Below are 18,525 nucleotides of genomic sequence, written 5' to 3'. Positions count from 1 at the left end.
ACCACGCCGGTGCAGGTCGGCGTGGTTTTTTTATGCGCCGCGCTTACTCCGGCGTGTCGGACAGACGCGCGAACAACGCGTCGCCGTCCGGCGAGAACAGGTCGCTGATCGGCCAGCAGCCGTTGCCGCGGCGCTGCAGTGCGATCTTTACCAAGCCTGGCTTGGTGGCCGCGCCATCCAGCGCCAGCCGGTAGCCCACCCGCACCTCGAGCACGGTCGCCAGGAAGCCGCCGGACACCAGGGTGAAACGCGGCGCGCCCTGATGTCGCCATCCTGCGCATGGGTCCACGGGTCGTCGTGCAGGCGGCAGATGCCCACGCGCTCGGCGCAGGCGAGTTCGGTCTTGATCGCGTGGGCGAAGGACGGGGTCAGCAGCCCGTCCAGGTTCTGCGGCCGCCACTAGAAATCGCGCGCCTGGTACAGCCGTTGCGCCACCTGCAGCGGCGTCGCGCATGGCGGCGCCTGCGCCGCGGCGAGCGCAGGCAGCAATGCGAGAATGGCAACGAATCGACGCGTGCACGGCACCGGGGTCGGGACGCCTATCAAGCCCGGATCGCGGCGCGCGCAAGCGCCGGGCAAAAAACCGGCGCCGGCGAACCGGCACCTCGACCTCCCGCGATCCGGCCTGGCGGTAACGCCCCCGGCGGCCGCCAACAGCCCGCCACGCCGCTGCGCATGGCACTGCATCCGGCGCGCAGCGGTCATTGCCGAAAGTACCAGCAGCGGTTCGCCGCAGCGGCCGGCGCACATGGCGGGGCGGCCGGCATCCGTGGATTTCTGCGCACTGCCCTCCTATCATCCACCGACCTATCAAGAATGCGTGCTCAATGACCACCCCGCAGATGTCGGTGTATTTTTTTCTGCAGGCGGCGGCGATCCTGTTGACATGCCGCCTGGTCGGCCTGCTCGCCAAGCGCGTGGGCCAGCCGCAGGTGGTGGGCGAGATGATCGCCGGCGTCGCCCTGGGGCCATCGCTGTTCGGCCTGGTCCTGCCGGAGCTGCAGCAGGCGCTGTTCCCCAAGCAGACCCTGGACATGCTGTACGTGGTCGCGCAGTTCGGCGTGGGCCTGTACATGTTCCTGGTCGGCACCGACTTTCGCAGCGAGCATTTCCGTGCGCGTTACCGCAGCGCGATGAGCGTGTCGCTGGCAGGCATCGCGGTGCCGTTCGTGCTCGCGTTCGCGCTGGTGCCGTGGCTGCTGCACACCCCGGGCCTGTTCTCGGCCAAGGCCAAGATCCTGGAAGCCTCGCTGTTCCTGGGCGCGGCCATCGCCATCACCGCGTTCCCGATGCTGGCGCGGATCATCCACGAGCGCGGCCTCACCGGCAGTTCGCTCGGCACCCTGGCGCTCACCGCCGGTGCGGTGGACGACGCCGCGGCGTGGTGCATCCTGGCCATCGTGCTGGCCAGCTTCGGCGGCAGCTGGAACAGCGCCTATCTGGCGATTGGCGGCGGTGTGGGCTACGCGCTGTTCATGCTGCTGGTCGGCCGCCATTGGCTGCGGCGCCTGGCCGACCACGTGCGTCCCGACCAGCCGCTCAGCGCCAGCGTGCTGGCGGTGGTGCTGATGCTGTTCTGCACGAGCGCCTGGGCGATGGACGCGATCGGCATCCACGCGGTGTTCGGCGGCTTCCTGCTCGGCGCCTGCCTGCCCAAGGGCGCGCTGACCGAGAAGCTGCGCGAGCAATTGCAGCCGTTCGTGGTGGTGTTCCTGTTGCCGATGTTCTTCACCTTCTCCGGGCTCAAGACCCAGCTCAGCGTGCTGCTGGACCCGCAGATCCTGATCGCCGCGGTGGCGATCCTGCTCGCTTCGTTCCTGGGCAAGGGCATCGCCTGCTGGGCCGCGGCGCGCATCAGCGGCGAGAACAACCGCGACGCGATGGCGATCGGCGCGCTGATGAACGCACGCGGGCTGATGGAGCTGATCATCATCAACATCGGCCTGCAGGCCGGGGTCATCGAGCAGGGCCTGTTCTCGATCCTGGTGCTGATGGCGATCGTGTCCACGTTGCTGGCCACGCCGCTGTTCAACTGGGTGATGCGCCGCGCCGCCGCGCGCGATGCGGCGCCGGCGGTGGCCGACGGCAGGCTGTAGCGCGGCGCGTGCCCGCGCCTATGCCGCGGGCACGCGCCACGCCGGCGGCAGGCCGGCGACCAGCTGCTCCTGCAAGGCGCGCACTTTCGGCGTGAAATCGCGGCGGTCGACCACGCACAGGTACAGCCGCATCGGTTCGGGCGCGGCGTCGGCCGCGCCAGCTGCGTCGTCTTCGAACAAGGCGCGCAACGCGCCGCGCTGCAGGTAAGGCTGGGCCACGAACGCGGCCAGCCGGGTGATGCCGCCACCGGCCGCCGCCATGCCGGCGAGCGCGTCGATGTCGTCGCCGACCAGCGCCGGCGTCACATCGACATCGAAGCGCAACCCGTCGCGGACGAAACCCCAGCGCAGGCAGCGGCCGTCCACAGCCCAGCGCAGCAACAGGCAGGCGTGGCCCTTCAATTGCTCCGGCGTCGCCGGGGTGCCGGCACGCACCAGGTACTCCGGCGCCGCGCAGAACACGAACGGCACCGCGGCGATGCAACGCGCGACCAGGCCGTCCTGCAATTGCGATTCAATACGGATGCTGACGTCCACGCCTTCCTGCGCGTGGTCGACGCGATGATCAGCGCTCAGCAGTTCGATCGACAGGCGCGGATACCGCGCCGCCAACGCAGGCAACAGCGGCGCCAGCACATGCCGGCCGAACGCGGCGGTGCTGGCGACGCGCAACCGCCCTTCCGGCTCGGCATGCGGATCGGCCACCGATTGCCGCGCGCGCTCCAGATCCAGTTCCACCCGCCGCACCTGCTGCAGATACAGCGCGCCGCGCTCGGTCAGCGCCAGGCTGCGCGTGCTGCGGTTGAGCAGGCGCACGCCCAGGTGCGCCTCCAGCCGCGCGATGTTCTGGCTCACCGCCGCCGGGCTCACGCCCAATGCCTTGGCGCCGCCGGCGACGCTGCCGGCCTCGACGGTATGGATGAAGCTGCGGATGGACTGGAGAAGGTTCACTACGCAAACAGCTATACGCGATGCATTCGTAAGTTACAGTTTACAAAGTCGCAAGCCGCCCTCGCCTACTGGCATTGCGATCAGCTTGCTAACGTGCCGCGTCCCGAGCCGTCCGGCCCGCAACGACCACCGAGGCATCGCCCATGCAGGATTTCGATATCGCCGCGCCACGCCGCCTGAAACTGGGCCTGCGCGCCGCCCCGTTCGTGTTCGCCTTCTACATGGCCGCGATCATGGCCATGCTGATGTGCCTGGTGATCACCGCAGCCGATGCCGGCCTCGGCGACGGCTATCTGCAGCGCGTGCTCGGGGCGTACCGACTGGCGATGCCGACCGCGTTCTGCTGCATTCTGTTGGTGCGGCCGCTGGTGATGCGCCTGGTGGCGGCGACGGTGCATGCGCCGCGTTGAGCGGGTTCGCCTGCTGTCTTTGCAGTCGGCCGCGTGTCATGCGGCCGTCGCGACGGTGACGGGGTGCCGGTGAAGCCCTGTCGAGGCTGAAGCCTCCTACACGTGCAGCTTGAATTGCCGGCTCACAACGGCGTCAGCCGCCATAGCCCGTAAGGATTGGCGAACAGGTCGCCGGGCTGGAACTGGGCGCTGGGTTCGGCATCGAGCCGGTAGCGCGGCGCATCCTCCGCGACGGCGAAGGTGTGGCCCTCGCGCATCGGCGGCGCTTCGGTGAACAGATACCAGGTGAAGGTGTGCAGCAGCGCGACCGGGTCGTCTGCCGCCTGCGCCGCGACGATCGCGTCCTTCATGCCGAACTGGTGCATGCCGCAGGAATGCACCTGCTCGCCGGTGAGGTTCAACACATACGCACGATGGGCGCTGAACAAGGCCAGGTCTGCGCACAGCTGGCGCCACGCGCCCGGGCCGTGCGCCACGCCGCTGCTCTCGACCTTCACCCCCAGGCCGCCGGCATCCAGCAGCGCCGCGGCCGCCAGCATCATCGCCTCGGCGCGCGCCCGGGAACCGCCATCGCCGATCAGATACACGACCGAGGCATGCGCGTGGATGCGCGCCATGTCGTCGGAGTCGAGCCAATGCGGCCCGGCGGCAGCGAACGCGGCCGCCATGCGCGGGTCGCGCGGCTCGTATTGCAGTTCGAATGCGTCGCCGCTTTGCAGATGCAGCAGAACCTGCCCGGCGAACAGATAGCCACCGCTGTCGCGGACGATGCGCGCGAGCAGATCCGGGCGGTCCGGCCATGGGCCGGGAATGCACAGCACGATTTTGGGGGTTTCGATCACGGTGGCGGCTCCTTGCCGTCAGGTATCGGATGCGCTTGAGCGGAATGGCCGCCGCAGCGAAACAGGCACGGCAGCGCTGGCCGGGGACAAACCATCCTCAGGTCAGCGCCGTCATCACGCCCTTGCGGTAAGCCGGACGCTGCTGCAGGCGTGCGTACCAGTCCTGCAGATGCGGCAGCGCCGGCCGTTCGATCGGCATCTCGAACCAGGCGTAGGCGAAGCTGCCCAGCGGGATGTCGCCCATCGCGAACTGCGCGCCCGACAGCCAGGGTTGCTGCGCCAGCGCCGCATCGGCCATGCCCAGCAATTGGCCAGATCGCGCCAGCGCCGCGGCGATCCTGGCCTCGTCGCGCGCCTCGGGCGCGGTGCGCAGCGTGCCCCAGAACAGGTCGCGGAACGCGCCGGCGAAGCTGGAGGTGGTCCAGTCCATCCACTTGTCGCCACGCGCGCGCGTGGCCGGATGCTGCGGATACAGCGTGTCCGGCGCATAGCGCGCGGCCAGGTAGCGCACGATGGCGTTGGATTCCCACAGCGCCAGGCCGTCGTCCTCGATCGCCGGCACCAGGCCGTTGGGATTCAATGCGCGGTAGGCCGGATCGGCGGTCTTGCCGAACGCGCCGCCGGCCTCGATCGATTCATAGGCCACGCCGATTTCCTCGGCGCACCACAGCACCTTGCGCACATTGCTCGAATTGTGTCGGCCCCAGATCGTCAGCATGGCAGCGCTCCTGTCGCGAGCGCCAATTCTATGCTGGCGCATGCCGGCCTGCGCCGCCGGCAGCGGCGAGCGCGCTCAGTCGAACTGCAGCACGAAGCCGCCGCGCGCCGGCACTGCCACGTCCACGATCTGCGCCGGCCCTACCTCGATGCGACGGCTGGCCAGCCCCAGCGGGCCGTCGCCATCGGCGATCAGGCGGGCGCCACGGCCGGCCACGCCCAGCTCCGCCAGGTTCAGGCGCAGCGTGCGCGGCTGCGCATCGGCGTTGACGCCGGCCACGTACCAGCGCGTGCCGCCGCGCCGCGCGAACACCGCGAAGCGGCCGGGATAGCCGTCCACATAGCGGCTGTCGTCCCACACCGAGGGCAGCTCGCGCAGCAGCGCCTGCACCTCCGGCGCGGCCTTCTCCAGATTCTCCGGGGTCTCGGCGTAATGCTGGATGCCGGACACGAACAGCACCGTCTCGGCCAGCTCGAAGCCCGGCGTGGTGCGGCGCTGCACCTTGTCGTTGAGCTTGACCAGGGCCAGCGGGGTGAAGTCCATCGGGTCGAACACGTTGCGCGCGAACGGCAGCATCGCCGCATGCGCCGGCACCTGGTCGGCATTGGCCTGCTCGAAGGTGGCGAATTCCAGGCCGCGCACCGCCTCCATCGTCATCAGGTCCGGCCAGGTGCGCTGCCAGCCGCGCGGCAAGGTGGCACCATGGAAGTTGAGCATCAGCCCGTACGGCGCGGCGTCCTGCATGATGTCCAGGTAATAGCCGATCATCGACTGCCCGTCGCCACCGAAGAAGTCGATCTTCACCCCGGCCACGCCCATCGCCTTGAGCCGCGCGAACTCGCGGATGCGGCTGGCGTGGGTCAGCATGCGGTCGCGCGGGGTCTGCGGCGCTTCGTTCCAGCTGCCGGCCGAGTTGTACCAGAGCAGGATCGCGACCTGCTTGCCGCGCGCGTAGTCGATCAGTTCGCGCAGCTTGTCCTCACCGATCTGGGTGTCCCACAAGGCGTCGATCAAGGTATAGCGCCAGCCCATGCGCGCAGCGAAGTCGATGTAGCGCTTCTGCACGGCGAAGGTGGTGGCGCCATCGCCGAGCAGCGGCCAGCTCCACGCCGCCTTGCCCGGCTGCGGCGGCGCGGCCTGCGCTGCCGCGGGCGGGTCGGCCAGGTCGGTACCGAGCGTGGACTCGGCGATGGTCTTCAGGCTGCCGACCGCGACGATGCGCCACGGCGAGCGCCACGGCAGCGCGAAGCGCGGATTGGCGGCGCCGCCGGGCAGCGCCTCGCGCGGGTCGGGCATGCCGATCGCGTACTCGCCGGGCGCGTCGGCGACCTCGCGCAGGCGACTGCCGGCGTGGCCGCGGCCGAGCGAGCCCTCGCTGAGCAGGACCCAGTCCGCCTCATGACGGAACAAGGCCGGATACACCCAGCCGGCGACGAGCGGCGACGGCGTGCCGACGCCGATGTCCTGCAGGTAGTACTCCTCGTACGAGGGATTGGTCCTGCCGAAGCCGGTCTTGGCCGGCGACATCGGCTGCAGCCAGGCGCGAGTGGCGGCGGCGAAGCGAAACGTGGTGGCGTCCTCGCGCAGCTCACGGATGTTCGGATCGCGCTGCGGAAAGGCGTAGCGGAACGCGACGCCATCGTCGGAGACCTGGAATTCGATCTGCAGGCGCTCGCCGTTGGCGCCGCGCCAGGAGAACACGCGGCGGTTGGCGCAGTAGTCGTTGATGCGCCGCTTGCCGGTCAGCAGTGCGTAGCGATCGTGCACCGGCTCGACCGGCGACACCGCGCGCAGGCGCAGGCCCTTGGAGAAATCGGCATCGTCGCGGACCAGGCCCAGCCGCGAGCGCAGCAGTACCTCGCGCCCGTCGCGCAGCACGCGGTAGTGCGCGCTGCCGGCCGCGTCCACGCTCACTTGCGCGCGCAGCATGGCGTCCGGGCTGAGCACGTCGCCGACCATGCGCTCGGCGGCCAGCGCCGGCAGCGCGCACAGCAGCAACACCCAGGCCGCGGCGATCATCGCCGCGCCCCAGCACCGGCGGCTCAAAATTGCGGGTTCTTTTCCCATGCCGGCCTCGCTCGGCAATAGACCGCATAGCGCTCGTGGGCGATGCGGTAGAACGGCACCAGAGTGATCGGGCCTTCGATGCCGTCGGCCTCGAACACCTGCTCCATGCCTTCACGCTTGCGCGCCCACAATTGTTCTGGCGCGAAATACACCGCCGGCAGCTGGCGGCCGACGATCCTGTTCAACGACGGCCGCTGGTCGGACACGTGCAGCTGCGCCGGATCGATGCCGTCGCTGCCCAGCTGCGCGGCCAGCACCAGCGGGCCGTACATCATCGCCTGCAGGCTGGGTTCGTCGGGCAGCGGCGCGGCGTGCAGCGCCATCGGCAGGTCCAGTTCGATGCGGTCGCCGTCGGCGAAACGGCGCTGCAGCGCCAGATAGCTGCCAGGTGTCGCCTTGACCGCCTGCGCCTTGCCGTTGATGCGCAGGCGCACGCCCTGGGTGGCCCAATACGGGATGCGCAGGCGCAGCGTCATCTGCTGCGGGCGCTTGCACTGGAACTCCAGCGCGGTGCCTTCCTGCTGCGGGAACCGGGTGCGCTGCACCACGCGCAGGCCGCGCTCGGGCCAATCCAGCTGCGAGGCGATGAACAGGTTGACGGTGAGGCCGGCATCGTCGCGAAAATAGATGCTGTCGTTGCTCTTGGCGAACTCTTCCACGCCGGTACCGGTGCAGCACCAGAACGAGGCGAACGGCGTGTTGTAGAGCTTCCAGTAACCGGCATCCATCGGCACGAAATACATCATCATGCCGGCTTCGTCCTGGGTGCCCAGGCGCGCGTTGAACAGCACGCGCTCGTAGTAATCCATCAGCGCCGCGTCCGGCTGCCAGGTGTACAGGTGCCGGGTCAGCTTGAGCATGTTGTAGCTGCAGCAGCACTCGTGGCTGTGCCCGCTCAGGCGCCCGGCGAAGTGGTCGGGCTTGCCGAACATCTCGAAGTCGCTGACGCCGCCGGTGCAGTAGGCATGGTGGCCGCTGACCGTGCGCCAGAAGAATTCGGCGATCTGGCGCTGGCGCGGCTCGCCGTCGATCTCGTAGGCGCGCGCGGCAGCGACGATCTTCGGGATCTGGGTGTTGGCGTGCAGGCCGGCCAGTGCGTCGCGCTGCTGCGCCAGCGGTTCCAGCAGCGAGGCCTGCTCGTAGCGCGTAGCCCAGCGCTGGTACCTGGCGTCGCCGCTGAGCAGGGACAGCTCCAGCAGCGACTCGTGCACGCCGCCGAACTCCACGCCGAGGATGTGCTGCCACTGCGCGGCGTCGCAGCCGTCCATCCACGCGCCCAGCCAGTCGGCGAAGCGCTGCGCGCTGCGCAGCGCCTGCGCATTGCCGGCATGGCGGGCCATGTCCAGGTGCCCGGCCAGGATCTTGTGCGCGGTGTAGAGCGGCACCCACACGTCCTCGCCGCGGCGCAGCCGCGCGTAGAACGCGGCCGGATACGCACCGAGATAACCGTCCTCGCGCTGGCAACGCGCCAGTTCGGCGACCAGCGCATCGGCCTTGTCCTTCAGCGCGGCATCGCCAGTGGCGGCGTACAGCAGCGCGCAGGCGGACAGGTAATGGCCGCCGGCGAAATGCCCGCGCAGTTCGCACTTCGGTGATTCCCAACCACTCAACGGTTCGGCATCCGAGGCCAGGCCCGCGACAAGCCGGAAGTTGTGCAGCAGGCGCGCATTGGGAATCGACATCAGGTAGCGGCGGTCGCGCTCGCGTGCCTGCAGGAACGGACCGTCGAGCAATTGCACCTGGCCCAGTGCGAACGGCTGCTCGCGCAGTTGCACTGCCGGCTGCCGTTTAGCCTGCTCCGGCATGACCGCCGATACTGCCGCGCCCAGCGCATCGCCCTGCGTCAACAGGCCCAGCGCGGCCAGCGAGGCGCCGCCGTAGTGCAGGAAATCGCGCCGTGTGCAGGCCAGGGCTGCCTCTTCATGCTCCGTCATGCGTCCGCTCCCGCATCCGGCATGCGCCGGGTCAACACGCGCTGCAGCAGGCAGAACAACAGCAGCAGCGCGCCGATCACGATGCGCGTCCACCACGAGCTGAGCGTGCCGTCGAACACGATCAGGGTCTGGATCACGCCCAGCATCAGCACGCCGAACAGCGTGCCGATCACGTAGCCGCTGCCGCCGGCCAGCAAGCTGCCGCCGATCACCACCGCGGCGATCGCGTCCAGCTCCAGGCCGAGCGCATGCAGGCTGTAGCCGGACAGCATGTAGAACGTGCACACCACCCCGGCCAGCGCCGAACAGAAGCCGCTGAAGGCGTAGACCTTGACCTGGGTGGCGGCCACCGGCAGGCCCATCAGCCGCGCCGAAGCTTCGCTCCCGCCCAGCGCGTACACGCAGCGGCCGAAGCGCGTACAGTGCGCCAGCCACATGCCCAGCGCCACCGTGGCCAGCGCGATCAGCGCGCCGATCGACAGCGAGGCGCCGGCGCCGATCGGCACGCGGAACTGGGCGATGGCCACGTACAACGCATCGTCGATCGGGATCGAATCGACGCTGATCAGGTAGCTGGCGCCGCGCGCCAGGAACATGCCGGCCAGGGTCACCACGAACGGCTGCAGCCGGTAGCGCTGGATCAGCGTGCCCATGAACGCGCCGAACAGCGCCCCGAGCAGCAGCAGCAGCGGGATCGCCGCCAGCGGCGACCAGTCATGGCGCTGCACCAGCGACGCCGACAGCACGGTGCTGAACGCGATCACCGCGCCCACCGACAGGTCGATGCCGCCGCTGAGGATCACGAACGTCATGCCGACCGCGGCGATGCACAGGAAGGCGTTGTCGATCAGCAGATTGGCGAACACCTGCGGCGACAGGAAGCCGTCGTAGAGCACGCCGCCGGCGCCGAGCATGGCCATGAACAGGGCCACGGTGATCGCCAGCGGCAGGCGCGCGCCGTGCAGCAGCGTGCCGACGCGGCGCAGGCCGCGCGCGGTCTGGATCGGCGCCCCGGCCGCGCTCATCGCCGCGCTCCCGGCTCGGCACGCCGCACCCAGCCGCGCACACTGGCGCGGAACTGCGGCGACTGCAGCAGCATCACCGCGAACACCAGCAGCGCCTTGATCAGCATGTTGACCTGCGCCGGCACGCCGATCGCGTAGATCGTCGCGGTCAGGGTCTGGATGATCAGCGCGCCGATCAGGCTGCCGGCCAGGCTGAAGCGGCCGCCGTCGAGCAGGGTGCCGCCGAGGGTGACCGCCAGGATCGCGTCCAGCTCCATCAGCTGGCCGGCGTTGTTGGCGTCGGCGCTCTTGACGTTGGAGCTGATCAGCAACCCGGCCAGGCCGGCGCTGAACGCGCAGAACACGTACAGCAGCACCGTGATCAGCCGCGCCTTGATCCCGGCCACCCGCGCCGCGCGCGGGTTGTGCCCGATCGCGCGCACGAACAGGCCCAGCGCGGTGCGCCCGAGCAGCAGCTGCAACGCCACGAACACCGCCGCGACCACGAACAGCGCGAACGGCAGGCCGAGCAGGAAGCCGTTGCCGAGATAGAAATACGGCGGGTGGTAGATGGTCAGGATCTGGCCGTCGCCGATCAGCTGCGCCACGCCGCGCCCGGCCACCATCAGAATCAGCGTGGCGATGATCGGCTGCATGCCGACCTTGACCACCAGCAACCCGTTCCACAGTCCGCACGCCGCGGCGACCAGCAGCGGCGCTACGATCACCGCCCACAGCGGGAAGCGGCTGTGTTCGCCGCCGCCGATCATCCATGCCGCCACCGTCGCGGCGATCGCCACCACCGCGCCGACCGAGATGTCCAGGCCGCGCACCGCGATCACCAGGGTCATGCCCAGCGCGACCAGCGCCAGCGGTGCGGCGCGATTGCCGATGTCCACCAGGTTGCCGTACAGGTGCCCGTCGCGCCATTGCAGCGCCAGGAAGCCGGGATTCCACAGGCCGTTGCCGAGCAGCAGCAGCGCCAGCGTCGCCAGCGGCCAGAACAGCGGGTGGGCGATGATGCGCGCCGGCAGCCGCGGCGCGCTCGGCGATTGCGTGGCCGCCGCGCTCATGCCGCCGCGCTCCCGGCGATCAGCTCGAACACCGCGCGTTCGCCGCAGCCGCCCGGCAGTTCGCCGACCAGGCGCCGTTCGCGCAACACCGCGATGCGGTCGGCGATGCGCTCGATCTCGGCGACCTCGGCGGAAATGAACAACACCGCCATGCCCTCGCGGGCCAGCGCCAGGATACGGGTCATGATGTCCTGCTTGGCGGCGATGTCGATGCCGCGGGTGGGTTCGTCGAGGATCAGCAACCGTGGCCGCGTCGCCAGCCAGCGCGCCAGCACCACTTTCTGCTGGTTGCCGCCGGACAGCAGGCCGACCGGCGTTTCCACGCTGGCGGTCTTGATGCCCAGCGCGTCCACGTAGCCCTGCGCGATGCGCAGTTGTTCGGCCAGCGGCAGGAACCGGCGCAGGCCCATGCGCGCCTGCAGCGCCAGCACGATGTTCTCGCGCACCGACAGCTCGGCGACGATGCCGTCGGTCTTGCGCTCTTCCGGGCACAGCGCCAGGCCATGGCGGATCGCGTCGGGCGGGCCGCGCAGCGCCACGTCATGACCGTCGATGGACACACGGCCGCAATCGGCGCGGTCCAGGCCGAACAGCAGCCGCGCCAACTCGGTGCGGCCGGCGCCGAGCAGGCCGGCCAGGCCCAGCACCTGGCCGCGGCGCAGTTGCAGGTCGATCGGATGCAACTGGCCGCGCCGGCCCAGGCCCTGCGCCTGCAGCAGCACCGGCGCGGCTTCGGGCGGCGCGGCGTCCACCGCCGTGGCGGCCGCGGCAGCCACGTCCAGTTCGCGCCCGACCATCGCCGCGATCAGCCGCGGCGCCGGCAGGTCCGCGGCCAGGTATTCGCCGACCAGGCGCCCGTTGCGCAGCACGCTGATGCGGTCGGACACCGCGTACACCTGGTCGAGGAAATGGGTCACGAACAGGATCGCCATGCCCTGCTCGCGCAGGCCGCGCATCACCCGGAACAGTTCGGCGACCTCGCCTTCGTCGAGGCTGGAGGTGGGTTCGTCGAGGATCAGCACGCGCGCCGACACGCTCAGCGCGCGCGCGATCGCCACCATCTGCTGCACCGCCACCGGATAGGCGCACAGCGCGCGGCGCACGTCGATGTCCACGCCCAGCCGCTGCAGGCACGCACGCGCTTCGCGCTCGACCCGGCGCCAGTCGATGCGCCGCGGCCAACCTTTCAGCGGATAGCGGCCGGCGAAGATGTTCTCGGCCACCGACAGGTTCGGGCACAGGTTCACTTCCTGGTACACGGTGCTGATGCCCAGCTGCTGCGCCTGCAGCGGCGAGCTCGGCGCAATGGCGTCGCCGTCCAGCGCCATGCGCCCGGCATCGGCGGCGACCGCGCCGGTCAGCAACTTGATCAGGGTGGATTTGCCGGCGCCGTTCTGGCCCATCAGCGCGTGAATCTCGCCGCGGCGCAGGCACAGCGCTACGTCGTCCAGCGCGGCGACGCCGGCGTAGGCCTTGCTCAGTCCCTGCGCATGCAGCACCACCGGCGTCATCGGCAGGCCCCGTCAGTACTTGCGCTTGGGCAGCTCGGCGGCGGCCTGCGCCTGGGTGTACACCGATTCCTCGACCACGATGCGCTTGGGCAGCGGCTTGCCGGCCTTGGCATCGCGGATCACCTGCACCAGTTGCGGGCCGAGCAGCGGATTGCATTCCACGGTGACGTTGAGCTTGCCGGCCTGCATCGCCTCGAACGCGCCCTTCACCCCGTCGATCGAAATCACCAGGATGTCCTTGCCCGGCTTCAGCCCGGCTTCCTCGATCGCCTGGATCGCGCCGATCGCCATGTCGTCGTTGTGCGCGTACAGCACGTCGATGTTGCGCCCTTCCGACTTCAGGAACGCCTCCATCACTTCCTTGCCCTTGGCGCGGGTGAAGTCGCCGCTCTGCGAGCGCACCACCTGGAAGCGCGGGTTGGCCGCGATGATCTCCTTGAAGCCCTGCATGCGGTCGATGGCCGGCGCCGAGCCAACTGTGCCCTGCAGCTCGACGATGCGCACCCGCTTGTCGCCGTCCTTCAGCGGCGACTGTTCGAGCAGCCAGCGCCCGGCCTTGCGCCCTTCCTCGACGAAGTCCGAGCCGATCAGCGTGGTGTACAGGCTGTCGTCGGAAACCTTGACCGCGCGGTCGGTCAGCACCACCGGGATGTTGGCCGCCTTGGCCTCGCGCAGCACGGTTTCCCAGCCGGATTCGACCACCGGCGAGAACGCGATCACGTCCACGCGCTGGGCGATGAACGAGCGCAGCGCCTTGATCTGATTTTCCTGTTTCTGCTGCGCGTCGGAGAATTTCAGCTTCATCCCCGCCTGCTCGATCGCCTGCTTGACCGAGGCGGTGTTGGCGGTGCGCCACTCGCTCTCGGCGCCGACCTGGCTGAAGCCGACCGTGATCTGGCCCGGCTTGGCGGCCGCGTCCTTGCCGCCGCCGGAACACGCGCTCAACGCCGCACCCAGCAGGACCGCCATTCCCAGCACCGCCGCACGCATACCTGACTTCTGCATAACCCCTCCTCGTTGGTTGCACGCTGGCGGTCGCGCGGCGCTAGTGCCGCGGCGGCCGCCCACCCTCCCAGGCAGGCGCGCGAATGGATCGATCAGTTCATCCCGCGAATGTATAGGCCGTCTTGACCGTCGTGTAGAACTCCACCGCATAGCGGCCCTGCTCGCGCGGGCCGTAGCTGGACGCCTTGCGCCCGCCGAACGGCACGTGCGGATCGACCCCGGCGGTGGGCAGGTTGACCATGACCATGCCGGCCTGCGCATGCCGCTTGAAATGCGTGGCGTGCTGCAGCGAGCGCGTGGCGATGCCGGCGCACAGGCCGAATTCGGTGTCGCTGGCCAGCGCCAGCGCATGTTCGTAATCGTCGGCCGGCATCACCGCCGCGACCGGGCCGAACACTTCCTCGCGCGCGATGCGGTGCTGCGGCTGCGCGGCGATCAGCGCCGGGCGCATGTAGTAGCCCTGGTGCTCGCACTCCAGCGCCTCGCCGCCGTACACCAGCTCGGCGCCTTCTTCCTGGGCGATGCGCACGTAGTCGCGGTCCTGCGCGAACTGGCTGGCGCTGGCGACCGGGCCGATGTCGATGCCGGAGCTCAGCGCATGGCCGATCTTCAGCGTGGCCAGGCGCTTGCTCACCCGCGCGACGAACTCGTCGTACACCGCGCGCTCCACGATCAAGCGGCTCGACGCAGTGCAGCGCTGGCCGGTGGAGAAGTACGCACCGTTGACCGCGATCTCCACCGCCAGGTCCAGGTCCGCATCGGCCAGCACCACCAGCGGATTCTTGCCGCCCAGTTCCAGCTGGATCTTCAGCCCGCGCGCGGCGGCCTGCTTGAGCAGATGGTTGCCGGTGGGCACCGAGCCGGTGAAGCTCAGCGCGTCGATGCCGCGGTCCTCGACCAGCGCCTGGCCGACCGTGCGGCCGCTGCCGATCACCAGATTGAACGCGCCGCTGGGCAGGCCGGCGCGGCTGAGGATCTCGGCCAGCGCCCAGGCGCAGCCGGGCACGATCTCGGCCGGCTTGAACACCACGGTGTTGCCGTAGGCCAGCGCCGGGGCGATCTTCCACGCCGGGATCGCCAGCGGGAAATTCCACGGCGCGATGATGCCGACCGTGCCGACCGGCTCGCGGGTGATCTCCACGTCCACGCCGGGGCGGGTGGAGGCGAGTTTCTCGCCGGGAATGCGCAGCGCCTCGCCGGCGAAGAACTTGAAGATCTGCCCGGCGCGGGCGGCCTCGCCGATGCTCTCCGGCAGGGTCTTGCCCTCTTCGGACGCCAGCAGCGTGCCCAGTTCCTGCTTGCGCGCCAGGATCTCGGTGCCGACGAAGTCCAGCGCGTCGGCGCGCTGCTGCGGCGTGCTCGCCGCCCACCTGGCCTGCGCCGCGTTGGCCGCGGCGATCGCGCCGCGCACCGCGTCCGCATCGACGCTGCCGACCTCGCCCACCGGCGCGGACAGGTCGGACGGATTCTCGTCCGCCGCGATATCGCTGCCGGCCAGCCACTGGCCGTCGATATAACTCTGGAAACGTTGGCTCATGCCGTTCTCCTGTTCGGTTACAGCGCGCGCACGCCACCCAGTTCGAACCCGGCCGACACCCGCTGCAACGGATTGACCAGGGCCGCGCCCAGTTCCGGCAGTTCGATCTCGAAGCGGTCGCCCGGCTCGGCCTGCACGCCGTCGGCGAAGCTCAGTGTGGCAGTGCCGAAGAAGTGCAGGTGCACGTCGCCGGGCACGCGATGCGCGGCGTACTTGAAGTGGTGGTATTCCAGATTGGCCAGCGAGTGGCACATGTTGGCCTCGCCGGTGACGAAGGGCTTTTCCCAGATCAGCGCATCGCCGCGGCGGATGCGGCTGCTGCCGCGCAGGTCGCGCGGCAGTTCGCCGCTGCGCAGCTCCGGCCCGACCGCGCAGGCGCGCAGCTTGGAATGGGCCAGGTACAGATAGTTCTGGCGTTCGGTGATGTGGTCGGAGAACTCGTTGCCGAGCGCGAAGCCGAGCCGGTACGGCACCCCGTCGGCGCCGATCACGTACAGCCCGACCAGCTCCGGCTCCTCGCCGCCGTCCAGCGCGAAGTCCGGCGACGGCAACGGTGCGCCCGGCGCGACCAGGATGCTGCCATCGCCCTTGTAGAACCATTCCGGCTGCGCGCCGGGCTGGCCATCGCGCGGGATGCCGCCTTCCACGCCGAGCTGGAAGATCTTCATCGAATCGGTGAGTGTGCCCTGGTCGGCCTGCTGCTGCAGGTTCTGATGCATCGCATCGCGGGTGGCGGCGCTGCCCAGGTGGGTCAGGCCGGTGCCGGTGACGCGGCAATGCGCCGGGTCCGGATGGGTCAGCGGCGACAGCACGCGGTGGTTGGCCAGCAGCTCGGCGTAGTCGAGCACGATGTCGCCGAGCTGATGCGTGGCGTAGGCGTCCAGGCCGAGGCCGGCGGCGAGCGCGGCGTTGGCCAGCGCATAGGTCGAGCCGACTTCGCGCAGCAGGCGCACCTGGGTGCCGTCCGCCACCACTGCCCCCACGCTGGGGATGCCGGACTCGTCGAGCAGTTGGATCAATCGCATGAATCGGTCGCCTGTCGGAATACGAAAGAGCGGCGCGGCAGCACAGACCGCCGGTGCCGCGGATGCGGTTCTATTCTGGCCGGATGACCTATATGCAACAAATATCGTTTTTGGCTTAATGTATACGAACATTCATATGTATTGGCCCGCCATGCCTGCCGCCACGCCCTGGTTCGTCCGCGCCCGCCTGAAGACCCGGCAGCTGATGCTGCTGCTGGCGATCGAGGAGGAAGGTAACATCCACCGCGCCGCCGAGACCTTGAACATGTCGCAGCCGGCCGCGTCCAAGCTGCTGAAGGACCTGGAGGACATGATGGAGGTGCCGCTGTTCGAGCGGCTGCCGCGCGGCATGCGCCCGACCTGGTACGGCGAGGCGATGATCCGCCACGCGCGCATCGCCCTGTCCAGCCTGGGCGAGGCCGGCGCCGAGATCGAGGCGTTGAAGGCCGGCTATTTCGGCAGCGTCAGCGTCGGCGCCATCGCCGGGCCGGCGATGACCCTGCTGCCGGCCGCGCTGGCCCAGGTCACCGAACAGCATCCGCTGCTGCGGGTGGTGCTGCGCGTGGACGGCAGCGACGTGTTGCTGGAGCAGCTGGCGCAGAACAAGCTCGACATCGTGGTGGCGCGGCTGTTCGCGCGCCACGACAAGCGCAACCTGCACTACCAGGCGCTGGCCGAGGAAGAGGTCTGCGCCATTGCTCGTCCCGGCCACCCGCTGCTGGCGATGCCGCAACCGGCGCTGCGCGAACTGGCCGCGGCCGGCTGGATCGTGCCGCCGGACGGCAGCGTGCTACGCCACCGCTTCGAGCTGATGTTCCAGAACGCCGGGCTGGAACCGCCGAGGCGGGTGGTGGAGACCTCGGCGCTGGTGGTGCTGCCGCAACTGCTGCGCCTGGGCGATTACCTGGCGGTGGTGCCGGTGGACGTGGCCCGGCATTTCGCCGACCACGGCAGCGTGGCGATCGTGCCGGTGGACCTGTCGTGCCGGATGGACGCCTTCGGCATCGTCACCCGCACCGACTGGCTACTGTCGCCGGGCGCGCGGATCATGCTGCAGGCGCTGCAGGCGGCGGCCGGGCCGGTGTACGGCCATGTCGCGCCGGCCGAGGATGCGCCGGCGCCGGCGGAGGCGCGAACCGAAGGCTGATGCCGGGGCCGAAACCCCTCCCAGAGTGCACCCAGCCGGCCAACCGCAAGCCCCTTGTAGGCGGCTTCAGCCGCGACCGAACGCAGCGATAAACATTCCGTCTTCGGACACCGTCGGGGCTGAAGCCCCTCCCACAGTGCAACCCGCCAGCCAATCGCGACCATCTTGTGGGAGCGACTTCAATCGCGACGAGCGGAGCCTGGAATCGCGATCGTTTCAGTGATCGGCCGGGGCTGAAGCCCCTCCTACCTGTCGGCGACGCATCCGCATCCGCCGCTCAGGTCCAGCCCGCATCCACCACGAATTCCTGCGCGGTGATCGCGCGCGACTCGTCCGAGGCCAGGAACAGCGCCATGCGCGCGATGTCCTCGGGCATCACCTTGTCCGGCAGGCACTGGTTGCGCGCCAGTTCGCGCTCGCCGGCCTCGTCCAACCACAGCGTGACCTGGCGTTCGGTCATCACCCAGCCCGGGGTCAGCACATTGACCCGGATCCGCGCCGCGCCCAGCTCGCGCGCCAGGCCGCGGGTCAGCCCGTTCACCGACGACTTGGCGGTGGCGTAGACCGGATAGCCGCCGGTCTTGGTCTGCCAGCCGGTGGAACCGAGATTGACGATCGAACCGCCGCCGAGCCGCTTCATGCCCGGCACCGCCGCCTGGATGGCGAAGAACGCGGCGCGCTGGTTGATCGCCACGCAGCGCTCCCAGTACGCCGGGGTTACCGCGTCCAGCGCGTGCCGGTCGTCGCTGCCCACGTTGTTGAGCAGCACGTGGAAATCGCCCAGCTCGGCGGCAGCCTCGCCCAGCGCCGCCTGCAGCGCGGCCACGTCGGTGACGTCGCAACGGCGCCACCACGGCCTGGCCAGGCCGGCCGCGGCCAGGCGCTCGGCCAACGCCGCGCTGGCCTCGGCGGCCACGTCGACGAAGGCGACCTGCGCGCCCTGCCCGGCGAAGGCCTCGACCAGGGCCGCGCCGATGCCCGACCCGCCGCCGGTGATGAAGACGCGGCGCCCGTGCAGGCTGCCGTAGGTTGCGTTGCCGATGCCGGGAGACGCCGCGCTTGCCGTGTTGTCCATGCCGTTTCGCTCTAGGTGGATAGGATTTTGATATACAAAAAAAAATATCTGAATGCAGATATTTGTTATTTTTCATGTATCAATATGCCCGCTAGCATCCCCGACGTAAAGCACCCCGGGCGACGCCGCG

General features: G+C 69.6%; 17 protein-coding genes. 4 read left to right on the top strand and 13 right to left on the bottom strand.

Annotated features, from left to right (window positions below):
• Window positions 1–43: 43 nt before the first annotated feature.
• Window positions 44–238, bottom strand: coding sequence for a hypothetical protein (locus E4A48_RS20835; RefSeq protein WP_260608046.1), 195 nt, complete (start codon window positions 236–238; stop codon window positions 44–46).
• Between the two features lie 41 nt (window positions 239–279).
• Between E4A48_RS20835 and E4A48_RS20830 the strand changes: the two genes are divergently transcribed.
• A complete protein-coding gene (locus E4A48_RS20830; RefSeq protein ID WP_260608045.1) occupies window positions 280–831 on the top strand; it encodes a hypothetical protein in 552 nt (183 codons plus the stop codon).
• Window positions 828–2,096: a cation:proton antiporter gene (locus E4A48_RS02490; RefSeq protein WP_039005637.1), complete on the top strand. Its 1,269-nt coding sequence runs from the start codon at window positions 828–830 to the stop codon at window positions 2,094–2,096. The genes E4A48_RS20830 and E4A48_RS02490 overlap by 4 nt, the downstream gene beginning before the upstream one ends.
• An 18-nt stretch (window positions 2,097–2,114) precedes the next feature.
• Here E4A48_RS02490 and E4A48_RS02485 read toward each other — a convergent pair whose 3' ends face one another.
• Complete coding sequence (locus tag E4A48_RS02485) at window positions 2,115–3,047, bottom strand: LysR family transcriptional regulator (protein WP_142741833.1); 933 nt, start codon at window positions 3,045–3,047, stop codon at window positions 2,115–2,117.
• 143 nt (window positions 3,048–3,190) lie between these two features.
• On the opposite strand from E4A48_RS02485, the gene E4A48_RS02480 reads away from it, so the two are divergent.
• Entirely contained in the window at window positions 3,191–3,457 is a 267-nt protein-coding gene (locus tag E4A48_RS02480) for a DUF2798 domain-containing protein (RefSeq protein ID WP_142741832.1), read from the top strand.
• A 122-nt stretch (window positions 3,458–3,579) separates the two neighbouring features.
• Here E4A48_RS02480 and E4A48_RS02475 read toward each other — a convergent pair whose 3' ends face one another.
• The 10 genes from E4A48_RS02475 to araD1 all read right to left on the bottom strand — a co-directional run bounded on the left by E4A48_RS02475 (window position 3,580) and on the right by araD1 (window position 16,173).
• Window positions 3,580–4,299 carry a hypothetical protein gene (locus tag E4A48_RS02475; protein WP_039005640.1) on the bottom strand — a complete coding sequence of 240 codons (720 nt, stop codon included), beginning with the start codon at window positions 4,297–4,299 and terminating at the stop codon, window positions 3,580–3,582.
• Window positions 4,300–4,396: 97 nt separating this feature from the next.
• The gene (locus tag E4A48_RS02470; protein WP_039005641.1) at window positions 4,397–5,017 is read right to left on the bottom strand and encodes a glutathione S-transferase family protein; all 621 of its coding nucleotides are present in this window, start codon (window positions 5,015–5,017) and stop codon (window positions 4,397–4,399) included.
• Window positions 5,018–5,092: 75 nt separating this feature from the next.
• On the bottom strand, window positions 5,093–7,063 hold the full coding sequence (locus E4A48_RS02465) for a glycoside hydrolase family 97 protein (protein WP_260608044.1): 1,971 nt from the start codon (window positions 7,061–7,063) through the stop codon (window positions 5,093–5,095).
• Window positions 7,060–9,018 (bottom strand): glycoside hydrolase family 127 protein, encoded by a 1,959-nt coding sequence (locus E4A48_RS02460; protein ID WP_142741830.1) that lies wholly within the window; start codon window positions 9,016–9,018, stop codon window positions 7,060–7,062. Before E4A48_RS02460 ends, E4A48_RS02465 begins: the two co-directional genes overlap by 4 nt.
• The gene (gene yjfF, locus E4A48_RS02455) at window positions 9,015–10,043 is read right to left on the bottom strand and encodes a galactofuranose ABC transporter, permease protein YjfF (RefSeq protein ID WP_039005644.1); all 1,029 of its coding nucleotides are present in this window, start codon (window positions 10,041–10,043) and stop codon (window positions 9,015–9,017) included. Before yjfF ends, E4A48_RS02460 begins: the two co-directional genes overlap by 4 nt.
• The gene (locus E4A48_RS02450; RefSeq protein ID WP_142741829.1) at window positions 10,040–11,095 is read right to left on the bottom strand and encodes an ABC transporter permease; all 1,056 of its coding nucleotides are present in this window, start codon (window positions 11,093–11,095) and stop codon (window positions 10,040–10,042) included. Before E4A48_RS02450 ends, yjfF begins: the two co-directional genes overlap by 4 nt.
• Window positions 11,092–12,606: a sugar ABC transporter ATP-binding protein gene (locus E4A48_RS02445; RefSeq protein ID WP_142741828.1), complete on the bottom strand. Its 1,515-nt coding sequence runs from the start codon at window positions 12,604–12,606 to the stop codon at window positions 11,092–11,094. Before E4A48_RS02445 ends, E4A48_RS02450 begins: the two co-directional genes overlap by 4 nt.
• A gap of 12 nt (window positions 12,607–12,618) precedes the next feature.
• Window positions 12,619–13,611: an ABC transporter substrate-binding protein gene (locus tag E4A48_RS02440; protein ID WP_260608043.1), complete on the bottom strand. Its 993-nt coding sequence runs from the start codon at window positions 13,609–13,611 to the stop codon at window positions 12,619–12,621.
• A 97-nt stretch (window positions 13,612–13,708) separates the two neighbouring features.
• Window positions 13,709–15,148 (bottom strand): aldehyde dehydrogenase family protein, encoded by a 1,440-nt coding sequence (locus E4A48_RS02435; RefSeq protein WP_142741827.1) that lies wholly within the window; start codon window positions 15,146–15,148, stop codon window positions 13,709–13,711.
• Window positions 15,149–15,165: 17 nt separating this feature from the next.
• On the bottom strand, window positions 15,166–16,173 hold the full coding sequence (gene araD1 / locus E4A48_RS02430; protein WP_142741826.1) for an AraD1 family protein: 1,008 nt from the start codon (window positions 16,171–16,173) through the stop codon (window positions 15,166–15,168).
• A 151-nt stretch (window positions 16,174–16,324) separates the two neighbouring features.
• On the opposite strand from araD1, the gene E4A48_RS02425 reads away from it, so the two are divergent.
• Window positions 16,325–17,320: a LysR substrate-binding domain-containing protein gene (locus E4A48_RS02425; protein WP_039008882.1), complete on the top strand. Its 996-nt coding sequence runs from the start codon at window positions 16,325–16,327 to the stop codon at window positions 17,318–17,320.
• 277 nt (window positions 17,321–17,597) lie between these two features.
• Here E4A48_RS02425 and E4A48_RS02420 read toward each other — a convergent pair whose 3' ends face one another.
• The gene (locus E4A48_RS02420; protein WP_142741825.1) at window positions 17,598–18,395 is read right to left on the bottom strand and encodes an SDR family NAD(P)-dependent oxidoreductase; all 798 of its coding nucleotides are present in this window, start codon (window positions 18,393–18,395) and stop codon (window positions 17,598–17,600) included.
• Window positions 18,396–18,525: the final 130 nt, after the last annotated feature.

It is taken from the genome of Xanthomonas translucens pv. cerealis, from assembly GCF_006838285.1.
GTDB lineage: Bacteria > Pseudomonadota > Gammaproteobacteria > Xanthomonadales > Xanthomonadaceae > Xanthomonas_A > Xanthomonas_A cerealis.
This window is presented reverse-complemented; position numbering and strand designations above follow the sequence as displayed.